At 53.0% G+C, this 12,670-nt stretch carries 9 protein-coding genes; 6 read left to right on the forward strand and 3 right to left on the reverse strand.

All coding sequences use genetic code 11. The annotated features are described in order from the left end of the window. The first annotated feature begins 19 nt into the window (after positions 1-19). From OGX97_RS11840 to flgL, 4 genes are all read left to right on the forward strand, one after another. A complete protein-coding gene (locus tag OGX97_RS11840) occupies positions 20-1,096 on the forward strand; it encodes a flagellar basal body P-ring protein FlgI (protein WP_050579918.1) in 1,077 nt (358 codons plus the stop codon). Next, the gene (gene flgJ / locus OGX97_RS11845) at positions 1,096-2,046 is read left to right on the forward strand and encodes a flagellar assembly peptidoglycan hydrolase FlgJ (RefSeq protein WP_016152632.1); all 951 of its coding nucleotides are present in this window, start codon (positions 1,096-1,098) and stop codon (positions 2,044-2,046) included. Before OGX97_RS11840 ends, flgJ begins: the two co-directional genes overlap by 1 nt. A 64-nt stretch (positions 2,047-2,110) precedes the next feature. After that, positions 2,111-3,769, forward strand: a complete 1,659-nt coding sequence (flgK, locus tag OGX97_RS11850; protein WP_071444809.1) for a flagellar hook-associated protein FlgK — start codon at positions 2,111-2,113, stop codon at positions 3,767-3,769. A gap of 14 nt (positions 3,770-3,783) precedes the next feature. Continuing rightward, positions 3,784-4,737: a flagellar hook-associated protein FlgL gene (flgL, locus tag OGX97_RS11855; RefSeq protein ID WP_048235651.1), complete on the forward strand. Its 954-nt coding sequence runs from the start codon at positions 3,784-3,786 to the stop codon at positions 4,735-4,737. A gap of 78 nt (positions 4,738-4,815) precedes the next feature. Here the strand turns inward: flgL and OGX97_RS11860 are convergent, their stop codons facing one another. Further along, positions 4,816-6,015 (reverse strand): MFS transporter, encoded by a 1,200-nt coding sequence (locus OGX97_RS11860; RefSeq protein WP_100272646.1) that lies wholly within the window; start codon positions 6,013-6,015, stop codon positions 4,816-4,818. 21 nt (positions 6,016-6,036) lie between these two features. On the opposite strand from OGX97_RS11860, the gene OGX97_RS11865 reads away from it, so the two are divergent. Continuing rightward, positions 6,037-7,062 (forward strand): LysR family transcriptional regulator, encoded by a 1,026-nt coding sequence (locus tag OGX97_RS11865; protein WP_075553044.1) that lies wholly within the window; start codon positions 6,037-6,039, stop codon positions 7,060-7,062. A gap of 40 nt (positions 7,063-7,102) precedes the next feature. On the opposite strand, the gene rne is transcribed toward OGX97_RS11865, so the two are convergent. Continuing rightward, the gene (gene rne / locus OGX97_RS11870; RefSeq protein WP_235124296.1) at positions 7,103-10,366 is read right to left on the reverse strand and encodes a ribonuclease E; all 3,264 of its coding nucleotides are present in this window, start codon (positions 10,364-10,366) and stop codon (positions 7,103-7,105) included. 574 nt (positions 10,367-10,940) lie between these two features. Between rne and rluC the strand changes: the two genes are divergently transcribed. Next, positions 10,941-11,894 carry a 23S rRNA pseudouridine(955/2504/2580) synthase RluC gene (rluC, locus tag OGX97_RS11875; protein WP_003036228.1) on the forward strand — a complete coding sequence of 318 codons (954 nt, stop codon included), beginning with the start codon at positions 10,941-10,943 and terminating at the stop codon, positions 11,892-11,894. A gap of 82 nt (positions 11,895-11,976) precedes the next feature. Here rluC and OGX97_RS11880 read toward each other — a convergent pair whose 3' ends face one another. Further along, the gene (locus tag OGX97_RS11880) at positions 11,977-12,561 is read right to left on the reverse strand and encodes a Maf family protein (protein ID WP_003832177.1); all 585 of its coding nucleotides are present in this window, start codon (positions 12,559-12,561) and stop codon (positions 11,977-11,979) included. Between the last annotated feature and the right edge of the window lie 109 nt (positions 12,562-12,670).

Genomic DNA, 12,670 nt, shown 5'->3' on the forward strand with positions numbered 1-12,670 from the left:
GTTTAAATCTTTTGTTGGAATGGTACTGGTGCTGATAACCACCTTTGCGCATGCTGACCGTATTCGTGACCTGACCAGCGTTCAGGGGGTGCGGGAAAACTCGTTGATAGGTTATGGGCTGGTGGTGGGTCTGGATGGAACGGGTGACCAGACCACACAGACGCCGTTTACGACGCAAACGCTCAATAACATGCTTTCGCAGTTGGGGATAACCGTGCCAACTGGCACCAATATGCAGCTGAAAAACGTGGCGGCGGTGATGGTTACCGCGTCGTTTCCTGCATTCGGTCGTCAGGGACAAACCATCGACGTAGTGGTCTCCTCTATGGGGAACGCCAAAAGCCTGCGCGGCGGTACGCTGCTGATGACCCCGTTAAAAGGGGTCGATAGTCAGGTATATGCGCTGGCTCAGGGGAATATTTTGGTGGGCGGTGCGGGCGCGGCTGCAGGTGGCAGTAGCGTACAGGTTAACCAGCTCAATGGTGGACGCATTACCAACGGCGCGATTATCGAACGTGAATTACCCAGCCAGTTCGGCGGTGGTAACACCATTAATCTGCAGCTCAATAATGAAGATTTCACGATGGCGCAGCAGATTACCGACACCATCAACCGCGCGCGTGGCTTTGGTAGCGCAACAGCATTGGATGCCCGAACCATTCAGGTGCGCGTGCCAAGCGGCAACAGCTCGCAGGTGCGTTTCCTCGCTGATATCCAGAATATTGAGGTGAACGTCACGCCGCAGGACGCGAAAGTGATTATCAACTCGCGCACCGGATCTGTCGTCATGAACCGTGAAGTGACGCTGGATAGCTGTGCTGTGGCACAGGGCAACTTGTCGATTACGGTAAACCGCCAGGCGAACGTCAGCCAGCCGGACACACCGTTTGGCGGTGGACAAACCGTGGTGACGCCTCAAACCCAGATTGACCTGCGCCAGAGCGGTGGCTCGCTGCAGAGCGTGCGTTCCAGCGCCAACCTGAACAATGTGGTACGTGCGCTGAATGCGCTGGGGGCAACGCCGATGGATCTGATGTCCATTCTGCAATCGATGCAGAGCGCGGGTTGCTTACGCGCCAAACTGGAAATCATCTAATGATTGGTGACAGCAAACTGTTGACCAGCGCTGCCTGGGATGCGCAATCACTGAACGAACTGAAAGCGAAAGCGGGCCAGGACCCGGCGGCGAATATCCGTCCGGTCGCCCGTCAGGTTGAAGGGATGTTCGTGCAGATGATGCTGAAAAGCATGCGTGAAGCGCTGCCGAAAGATGGCGTGTTTAGCAGCGATTCAACGCGCTTGTATACCAGTATGTATGACCAACAAATTGCGCAGCAAATGACCGCAGGCAAAGGTCTGGGGCTGGCTGAAATGATGGTCAAGCAGATGACTGAAGGGCAAGCGCAACCTGCGGATGACGCGCCGCAGGTGCCGATGAAGTTTTCACTGGAAACGGTGACCAGCTATCAAAATCAGGCATTGACGCAACTGGTCCGCAAAGCCATCCCCCGGGCGACGGAAAGCAATGATGAGCCGCTGTCAGGTGACAGTAAAGACTTCCTCGCCCAGCTATCGCTGCCGGCTAAGCTGGCCAGCCAGCAAAGCGGCGTCCCGCATCATCTGATTCTGGCACAGGCGGCGCTGGAATCCGGATGGGGGCAGCGACAAATTCGCCGTGAGAACGGTGAACCAAGCTTTAACATTTTTGGCGTGAAGGCTTCAGGAAGCTGGAAAGGTCCAACCACTGAAATCACCACGACTGAATATGAGAACGGTGAGGCGAAAAAGGTGAAAGCCAGATTCCGTGTCTATAGCTCTTACCTTGAAGCGTTGTCGGATTATGTCGGTCTGATATCGCGTAACCCGCGCTATGCGGCAGTGACCGCTGCCGCGACCGCCGAGCAAGGGGCGCAGGCATTGCAAAATGCGGGTTACGCCACAGACCCTAACTATGCGCGAAAATTAACCAGCATGATCCAGCAGTTGAAATCGATGAGTGAAAAAGTGAGCAAAACCTACAGCACGAACATCGATAATCTCTTTTAAATAGCTCAAGTCTACCGACCTGCTGCCGATAATAACGAGTATTGAAGGATTACAAGGAACCTCCATGTCCAGCTTGATTAATAACGCGATGAGTGGACTCAGCGCAGCGCAGGCCGCGTTGAATACTGCCAGTAACAACATCTCCAGCTATAACGTTGCCGGATATACCCGACAGACGACAATTATGGCGCAAGCGAACAGCACGCTGGGTGCGGGGGGCTGGGTAGGCAATGGTGTCTATGTTTCTGGTGTACAACGTGAATATGACTCCTTTATCACTAACCAGTTGCGAGCAGCGCAGAACCAGAGCAGCGGTTTGACGACACGTTATGAGCAAATGTCAAAAATCGACAATCTGCTCTCCAGCAAAACCAGTTCTATTTCGACCTCCATGCAGGACTTTTTTACCAGCCTGCAAACGCTGGTCAGCAACGCCGAAGATCCGGCGGCACGCCAGGCGCTAATCGGTAAAGCTGATGGGTTGGTGAATCAGTTTAAAACGACCGACCAGTATCTGCGCGATCAGGATAAGCAGGTCAACACCGCGATTAAAGCCAGCGTTGATCAGATCAACAACTATTCGAAACAAATTGCCAGCCTCAACGACCAGATTTCTCGTATGACAGGCGTCGGCGCAGGTGCGTCTCCTAACGACCTGCTTGATCAGCGCGATCAGCTGGTCAGTGAATTGAATCAGATTGTCGGTGTTGAAGTCAGCGTTCAGGATGGTGGCACTTACAACCTGACCATGGCCAACGGCTATTCGCTGGTGCAGGGCAGCAATGCACGTCAACTGGCGGCAGTGCCTTCCAGCGATGATCCTAATCGTACAACCGTGGCCTACGTTGATGGCGTTGCCGGAGCTGTTGAAATTCCGGAGAAACTGCTGAATACCGGTTCATTGGGTGGACTGCTCACCTTCCGTTCTCAGGAGCTGGATCAGACGCGTAATACCCTCGGCCAACTGGCGCTTGCATTTGCCAGTGCATTTAACGCCCAGCATAAAGAAGGTTTTGATGCCAACGGCGATCAGGGTAAGGATTTCTTTGCTATCGGCAGCCCGGAAGTCTTCAACAACGCGAAAAATACGGGCACAGGATCGTTAAGCGCTAAGATCACTGACAGCTCCGCTGTGCAGGCGACAGATTATAAAATCGTTTTTGATGGGACGGACTGGCAGGTTACTCGCCTGGCGGATAATACCAGCTTCAAAGCCACCGTTACCGGTGGAAAAATGTCCTTTGACGGGATGGAAATCACCGTTAATGCTGGCGCGAAAGCTAATGACAGTTTTACTGTAAAACCCGTGAGTAACGCTATCGTTGATATGAAAGTTATGGTGACTGATGAGTCGAAAATCGCCATGGCTCAAGTGTCTAAAAATGATACGGACCCCACCATCGATAAAGGCAAGAGCGACAACCGTAACGGTCAGAAACTGTTAGATCTGCAAACCAAAGCGACTGTCGGTAATAAGACCTTCAACGATGCATATGCCACGCTGGTAAGCGATGTCGGGAACAAAACCGCTACGCTGAAAACCAGCGCCACCACCCAGAACAACGTGGTGACACAGCTTTACCGGCAGCAACAGTCTATTTCCGGCGTTAACCTCGACGAAGAGTACGGTAATTTACAGCGTTTTCAGCAGTATTACCTGGCTAACGCGCAAGTGCTGCAGACCGCGAATGCGTTGTTTGATGCACTGATTAATATCCGCTAAGGGAGAGGGACACAATGCGTATCAGCACCCAGATGATGTACCAGCAGAATATGCGTGGCATCACTAACTCTCAGGCTGAATGGATGAAGTTCGGCGAGCAGATGTCAACGGGCAAACGCGTGATCAACCCATCAGACGATCCGATTGCCGCCTCGCAGGCCGTGGTACTTTCTCAGGCTCAGGCGCAGAACAGCCAATATACGCTGGCACGCTCATTCGCGACGCAAAAGGTGTCGCTGGAAGAGAATGTTCTGAGCCAGGTGACGACGGCAATTCAGGCTGCACAGGAAAAAATCGTTTATGCCGGGAACGGAACGTTAAGTGATGATGACCGTGCATCGCTGGCCACCGACCTACAGGGGATCCGCGATCAGCTGATGAACCTGGCAAATAGTACCGACGGTAATGGTCGCTATATTTTCGGTGGATATAAAACAGAATCTGCACCGTTTGCCCAGGCAGATGGCGCTTACAGCGGTGGTACAACAAACGTTACCCAACAGGTCGATGCCTCCCGAACCATGGTGATTGGTCATACTGGCGATAAAGTATTCGCCAACCTGACCAGCAACGCTGTACCGGAACCTGGTGGCGGCACTCAGGAAAAGAACCTGTTTAAAATGCTGGATAGCGCGATTGCAGAGCTCAAAATCCCGATTGCGGGTGATGATGTGGCAAAAGACAAAGCCGCTGCTGCCATTGATAAAACCAGCCGTGGCCTGAAAAACTCGTTGAATAACGTCCTGTCTGTTCGTGCAGAATTAGGTACGCAGCTGAGTGAATTAAGCTCGCTGGATTCACTGGGTGCCGATCGTGCATTAGGCCAAACTCAGCAGATGAGTAATCTGGTGGATGTCGACTGGAACGCCGCGATCTCGTCTTATGTCATGCAGCAGGCTGCGCTACAGGCATCCTATAAAGCGTTCACCGATATGCAGGGAATGTCGTTGTTCCAGCTCAATCGTTAACGCCTCGTTTTGAAACATATCTTGAAACTGGGTATGTTTGTCTGCCCGCTCCTTTAACACCCCGGAGCGGGCATTTTTTTAGGCAACCGACGTCTTACTAAGCGACGGGTTCCCCGTCAGTCTTATGACCAACGCAATTGCACTGCTGAAGGTAGCCAACACAACGACACCTTCCCAATTTGCCAGGGCGTAGACCTGACTTCCGAGAACCGAACCCAGCGCCATACCGATAAACACCATCGTAAACAGCAGAGCGTTCAATCGTCCTCGTGCCAGAGGCTCCAGGCTATAGACCAGATTCTGGTGGGCAACCAGGCTGGATTGCAATCCGAGATCAAAACCTACCGCCGAAAGGGCGATGAGCAGCCACTGCCCCTGAACGGGCAGGGCGGGTAACAAAAACATCAGTGCGAAAGATACCGTTACCAGCAAAGCACCCAATTGCGTTACTTTTGCCGCACCCACTTTATCGGCAAGATGGCCCGCCATCGGTGCGGCAAGCGCTCCGGCTGCTCCCGCGATACCAAAAGCACCCGCTATAGCGCTACCCATGTGGTAATGCTCAGATAACATCACCGCCAGCGTAGACCAGAAGGCGCTAAAAGCAATGGACAGAAAGCCTTGTGCCAGTGCTGCGCGGCGCAAGGTGGAATATCGTTGCCAAAGTTGCGCCATTGAGAGCATTAATGATGGATAGCTCAACGTGGAATGGACCGTAAAGCGAGGCAGTACTTTCCACATAATCGCGGTAATTACGGCAATGCTGACGGCAGCGAGTTGATACATCTCGCGCCAGCCAAACGCTTCGCCCACCAGCCCACTGACGGTACGTGAGAGTAAAATCCCCAGCAGAAGGCCCGTCATCACGGTGCCCACCGTTTTTCCCTGCTTGCCTTCGGGCGCCAGTATTGCCGCCGCAGGCACAATATCTTGTGCCATGGTTGCCGCCATCCCCATCAGCAGGCTCACCAGTAATAGCGAATGCAACTGACCGGTAAAGCTACAGGCCAGCAGCAGCGCGGCAAGAGAGATGCTTTTCAGCAGGATTAATGTCCGGCGGTCATAACGATCGCCTAATGGCAATAAAAACAATATACCTAACGCATATCCCGCCTGGGTCAGCGTCGGGACCAACCCCATACCGGTGAGACTTAAGGCCAGATCCTGACCCATTAAAGGCAGAAGAGGCTGGGCGTAATAGATAGCGGCCACGCTGAATCCGGCGCCCATTGCCAGAACAAAAATGACCCAACGGGAAAGTGCGGTATGTGTGTTCACAAATGATTCCTCAATCACAGGATGTGCGGCTATTTTTATCCTTCAGCGAGTGGCGCGGTAGCGAGCGCAGTGGTAAAACAGTTATACGTCAGACGTATGATGAAACTGAAAATGATAAAAAATGAGCGTATAGACAGGGTGGAGCTGATGCGTACGTTTGTGCGTATCGTAGAAGCAGGATCGCTTTCGGCAGCGGCAAAACAGATAGGGACGACGCAGGCGACCGTAAGCCGACGGCTGCAATCGCTGGAGACGCTGCTGGGTGTGAAACTGCTTATGCGTACCACGCATGCGATGAAATTGACCGACGACGGCGAAAGAGGCTATCAGCATGCTAAGAAGATTATTGATGCCTGGCTGGCGCTGGAAGATGGACTTAATGTCACAGAAGATGAACCGGTGGGGACGTTGCGAGTCCGCGCACCGCATGCGTTCGGGCAACAACAACTACTTGAGCCGCTTTTGCAGTTTCTTTCGCGCTATCCCCAGTTGGCAGTAGAGTGGATGCTCAACGATAAAACCGTTGATTTTCTGAGCGATAATATTGATTGTGCGATCAGGGTTGGTGCTGAGGTGGATCCGGCCACGGTTTCCGTCTTACTGGCTGAAGTTCCCCGTAGTATGGTGGTGAGTCCAGGACTGCTGGAGCAATATGGCGAGCTTTCTCATCCTGAGCAGTTATCAGCGCTGCCCTGGATTGCCGTGAACACGTTTTATCAACATAGCGTTTCGTTGTTGCACCAATTGCGTAATGAGCCAGTCACGCTGAATATTTCACCCAGATTAAGCACAGACAGTATTTATGTCGCAAGAAATGCCGCGCTAGCAGGGTTGGGAGTGACTATTGTTTCAAGCTGGATGGTGGCTGAGGACATTGCCAACGGACGTCTGGTTGCGTTGCTACCTGAGTGGCATGCGGCGCCGTTGCCTGTACATTTGGTTTATCCGTGGGCGCGTTACTATCCGACCCGCTTACGCAAGTTTCTGGCCCTAATGAAGGATGTTATGCCGCAGCTGACGGGGATGAAAGGCGTAGATCAGATATAAAAAAGCCGACCCGAAGGCCGGCTTTGATATTGATTATGGCTTACTCAACAGGCTGTGGACGTGTTGCTGGCGCAGTCGCTTGATGCGTTGCGCTGTGTCCACCTGCGGCACCTTTGCCTTCAAAGGCGAATGCCGGACGCTGCCAGTCGCTATGACGCGGCGCTTCTGGCACATATTCCGGTGCCGGAGCGCGGGTCATTGGCGCGGTTGCATGGCTGTGCAGGTGTTCAGCATCAGCGCTGGCTGCGACAACTTCAGCCTTAACGACTTCAGTTTCGACGACAGGCGCGGCAACAACGTCTTTCGGCGCTGCAACTTCTTCAACAACTGGCGCTGTTTCCACAACTTCAGCAATCTCTTCAACCACTTCTGGCTGGGAGACAACGACGTCTACCGCTTCTTCGACAACCGGCGCAGTCACAACGTCAGCCACAGGTTCGGCTTCAGCGGCGATTTCTTCTGCTACGGGCGCATCAGATGCAGCGATAATTTGCGGTTGTTCCTCGACCGGGGTCGCAATCACTTCTGGATGCGTGGTTTCAACCTGCGTGGTTTCAACAACGGCGACCTGAGGCTCAGCTACGACAACCTCTGGTTGCACGGCTTCAACCGGCGCAGGGGTATCCACAATGTGTTCAACGGCAGCGGCAGCAACCTGAGGCTCTACGGCGACAGGTGCAGCTTGCTGCTGGACCATTTCCTGTTCGCGCTGTTCTTCAACCTGCTGATCCTGAGGACGTGCAACAGGGTAGCGGATCCAAACCTTACCGGACGCTAATTCAGGAGATGCGCAGGCGACCGTTAACGGCATCGGCGACTGAACCGGATAACGCTCGTCACGGTAACGACGACGACGCTGTCCACTGACGCGCAGATGGCGAGGAGAGCGGCGAGAACGACGCGGCATACCGTTGGAGTCACGAGCTTCGCTGTTGTCTTCCTGCTCAGTCGCAACGACGGCTGGCAGATCAACTTTCGCCAGTTCGGTGCGCTGTGCCGGTACCGGCTGCTCTGTTGGTTGAGCAACAGCAGTTTCAGCGATTGCAGCAACAGCAGCCACTTCGGCTTCAACCGCCGGGCTGTCTGTGAAACGAACTTTCTGAGTCAACTGACGCTGTTTGCGGCGGGTTTGAGGCTGACGTACGCGCTCTTCCTGCTCGGTATCCTGCACAGGTTGTTCAGCCTGGTTCAGCTCTTTAACTTCCTGCTGAGCCTGACGCTTGTCATCGTTACGACGGCGGTTACGTTCGCGACGCGGCGCCTGCTGTTCATCACCGGATTTCGCTTTGTCTACAACATCAGTGGTTTGCTGGCGGTTATCGCGAGCTTCCGCATTTTGCTGCTGGGACTGACGACGGTTACGGCGGTTATCTTCACGGTTTTCGCCGTTTTCTGAACGTTCGCTACGGTTGTCACGGTCACCGCGATTATCACGGTTATCACGACGATCGTTACGGTCGCGACGATTGTTCTGACGCGGTTTACGACGATCCTGCTGGCGTTCGGTTTTCTCTTCAGCTTTCGGCGCAGGTTGTTCAACCGGTTTCACTTCTTCGCTACCACCGAAGATGGACTTCAGTGCGCCAAAGAAACGGCTAATCAAACCGGGCTGTGCGGCAACGGCTGCGGTTGCTGCTGCAGCTTTAGGCGCGGCGGCTTTCGCGGCAGGTTCCTGCAGAGCAGGGGCTGGCGGAACGTCTGGCATAGCGAAGGTGGCCAGCGCCGGTTGCTCAGGCTGTTTACGCTCGACGTACTCTTCTTCCGTCGGCAATGCCATTGCCTCTTCATGCAGTTTCGGCAGCAGGTAGCTCAGGGTCGGTGTTTCTTCCCCTTTGCGTACGCGCAGCACAGAATAGTGCGGGGTTTCCATCTGATCGTTTGGCACAATCACACAGCGCACGCCATTCTGACGCGTTTCGATAGCATTAACCGCGGTACGTTTTTCGTTAAGCAGGTAAGAGGCGATTGGCACAGGAACAATAGCGTGAACTTCTTGCGTATTTTCTTTCAGTGCTTCTTCTTCGATCAGACGCAGAATAGACAGCGACAGTGATTCGTTATCACGTACGGTACCGGTGCCGGAGCAGCGCGGGCACACGTGATGGCTGGATTCACCCAGAGACGGGCTCAGACGCTGACGAGACATCTCCAGCAGACCGAAGCGAGAAATATGGCTGATCTGAATACGCGCTCTGTCCTGGCGTACGGCCTCGCGCAGACGGTTTTCAACCGCGCGCTGGTGGCGAACCGGCGTCATATCAATGAAGTCGATTACAATCAGACCGCCGAGGTCGCGCAGACGTAGCTGACGGGCAATTTCATCGGCTGCTTCAAGGTTAGTGTTGAACGCAGTTTCTTCGATGTCGCCGCCGCGAGTTGCACGCGCGGAGTTGATATCGATAGCGGTCAGGGCCTCTGTGCTGTCAATAACGATTGAGCCGCCGGACGGCAGGCGCACTTCGCGCTGGAACGCGGATTCAATCTGAGACTCGATCTGATAGTGGCTGAACAGCGGGATTTCGCCGGTGTACAGTTTGATTTTGCTGCTGAAATCCGGACGACCCAGTGCGGCGATGTGCTGACGCGCCATCTCCATCACTTTCGGATTATCGATAAGGATTTCGCCGATGTCCTGACGTAAGTAGTCACGGAAAGCGCGAACGATAACGTTGCTTTCCTGGTGGATCAGGAACGGAGCAGGGCGGCTGTCAGCGGCTTTTTGAATCGCTTCCCAGTGCTTCAGGCGGAAGCTCAGGTCCCACTGCAGCGCTTCGGCGGATTTGCCGACCCCTGCGGTACGCACGATAAGGCCCATGCCATCAGGCAGTTCCAGGCTTGCCAGCGCTTCTTTTAATTCGGTACGGTCGTCGCCTTCAATGCGACGGGAGATACCGCCCGCGCGCGGGTTGTTCGGCATCAGAACCAGATAACTACCCGCCAGGCTGATAAAGGTAGTCAGCGCAGCGCCTTTATTGCCGCGTTCTTCTTTATCGATCTGAACGATGACTTCCTGACCTTCGCGCAACACGTCTTTAATGTTGGGACGACCATGGGAGTTGTAGTTAGCGGGGAAGTATTCGCGGGCAATTTCTTTTAACGGGAGGAAACCGTGACGTTCAGCGCCGTAATCAACAAAAGCAGCTTCCAGACTCGGTTCAATACGGGTAATTTTGCCTTTATAGATGTTGGCTTTTTTCTGTTCGTGTCCAGGACTTTCGATATCCAGATCGTACAGACGTTGCCCATCTACAAGGGCGACACGCAACTCTTCCTGCTGAGTTGCGTTAATTAACATTCTTTTCATCGTAACTTACTCATTATTCTTACATTGACGACTAAGCTGCGGGCAGAGTAATGCCTTTCCGGGTGTGAACCGATGGCCTCGTGTCTATTCGCGTCGCCAACCTCACGGTTATCGTCAGCTCAAAGAGGCGCAGAGTGTCGGTTGCCTGTATTTCATACGGAAACACAGCGCAATTATCAGGGGAACAGTCTGGGTGTTACTCTCCAGAAAAGCTTCCATATTACCGGTAAGGACTGCAACCCGCAGCCCGCTAACTGCCTGAAAGATCAATACGTCTTACGCCATTGCTGCGTTGATGATCGGTCGGGCAAAATTGGGTCATTCCGGAAAAGTTCTTGTTTTAACAAGATTCAACACGGAAACAACCTCATTATTCCACTGCTAACCTTGTTATAGCAAGATGACTTTTGCCATTTATCACCCGGTTACTCACAGTTTTTTCACTTCCGCGTAGTGATTGCTTTAATAACCACCAAATCGGCTATGTCAAACTTAAGTAATAAGGTATAGCAGTTAATATAAGCATAGAAAAATGTGTGGCGCGAATCTTGATGGCTATTTAAAATCGGCCCCCATGAAAACAGAGACTCCAGCCGTAAAAACAGTTGCCATTACTGCCGACGAAGCAGGGCAACGCATCGACAACTTTTTGCGCACCCAGCTTAAGGGCGTGCCGAAAAGTATGATTTATCGCATTTTGCGTAAAGGCGAAGTGCGGGTGAATAAAAAACGCATTAAACCCGAGTACAAACTCGAAGACGGGGATATTGTGCGTATTCCTCCTGTGCGGGTCGCTGAACGTGAAGAAGAGGCCATTTCACCGAACCTGCAAAAGGTCGCGGCGCTGACCGACGTCATTTTATATGAAGATGACCACATTCTGGTGCTTAACAAACCTTCAGGTACGGCCGTACATGGCGGAAGCGGGTTAAGCTTTGGCGTCATTGAAGGATTACGTGCGCTGCGACCTGAAGCGCGTTTCCTTGAACTGGTGCATCGCCTCGACCGGGATACCTCCGGCGTTTTGCTGGTGGCTAAAAAGCGCTCAGCCTTGCGTTCATTGCATGAACAACTGCGTGAAAAAGGCATGCAGAAAGACTATCTCGCGCTGGTTCGAGGCCAATGGCAGTCGCATGTCAAAACCGTGCAGGCGCCGCTGTTAAAGAACATTCTGCAAAGCGGCGAGCGTATCGTGCGGGTGAACCAGGAAGGCAAACCGTCAGAAACACGTTTTAAAGTGGAAGAGCGCTATGCGTTTGCCACGCTTGTGCGCTGTAGCCCGGTGACCGGACGTACGCACCAGATTCGTGTGCATACCCAGTATGCCGGTCATCCAATTGCTTTTGACGATCGCTACGGTGACCGTGAGTTCGATAAGCAACTGGCGGATACGGGGTTGAACCGACTTTTCCTGCACGCCGCAGCGTTGAAATTTACCCATCCGGGAACGGGTGAAGTGATGCGTATTGAAGCGCCGATGGATAAGCAATTGAAGCGCTGCCTCGAGGTTTTACGCAGTAAAGCCTGATGCGCGTTGCTTATCAGGCCTACAATCGTGTGATGCACCGTAGGCCTGATAAGACGCATCGCGTCGCCATCAGGCAGATCAATCAGGCATTCAACGGGTTCATCTCTTCCCGCCGCAGCATTTGACACAACGCGATAAGCGGCAAACCGATCAGGGTATTTGGGTCACGACCCTCCAGACGTTCAAAGAGTGCAATACCTAACCCTTCACTTTTGAAACTACCTGCACAATGGAGCGGGCGCTCTTTGCGCAAATAATCATCAATTTCCGCCTCGCTTAAATGACGGAAATGGACGTCAAAAGGTTCTACTTCGGTTTGTAAATGTCCGGTCGCAGAATTATACAGCGCCAGTCCGGTGTAAAACGTCACAATATTGCCACGGGCTTTGAGTAATTGTTGGCGCGCATTTTCTTCAGTTAATGGTTTGCCGGTTATTTCACCATCAAGAACACAAATTTGATCGGAGCCAATAATCAGATGCGATGGGTAACGGTGGGCGAGAGATTGCGCTTTTTTCTGCGCCAGTCGCAAGACTAAATGGCGTGGTGCTTCGCCGGGCAACGGCGTTTCATCAACCTCTGGCGCAGCGCATTCAAACGGGATTGCCAGTTTTTCGAGTAAAGCGCGACGCCAGGGGGAGGTAGAAGCAAGAATAAGTTGAGGCATATTTTTTCCCTCGCATATAGCGTATTGATGATAGCCATTTTAAACTATGGACTTCGACCTACAAGCTGGCTGTAGTGGCTTGTCTTGAGCGATTTTAAGTCGATGACCC

It is taken from the genome of Citrobacter sp. Cpo061 (genome assembly GCF_030332845.1).
In the GTDB taxonomy this organism is placed as follows: Bacteria; Pseudomonadota; Gammaproteobacteria; order Enterobacterales; family Enterobacteriaceae; genus Citrobacter; species Citrobacter portucalensis.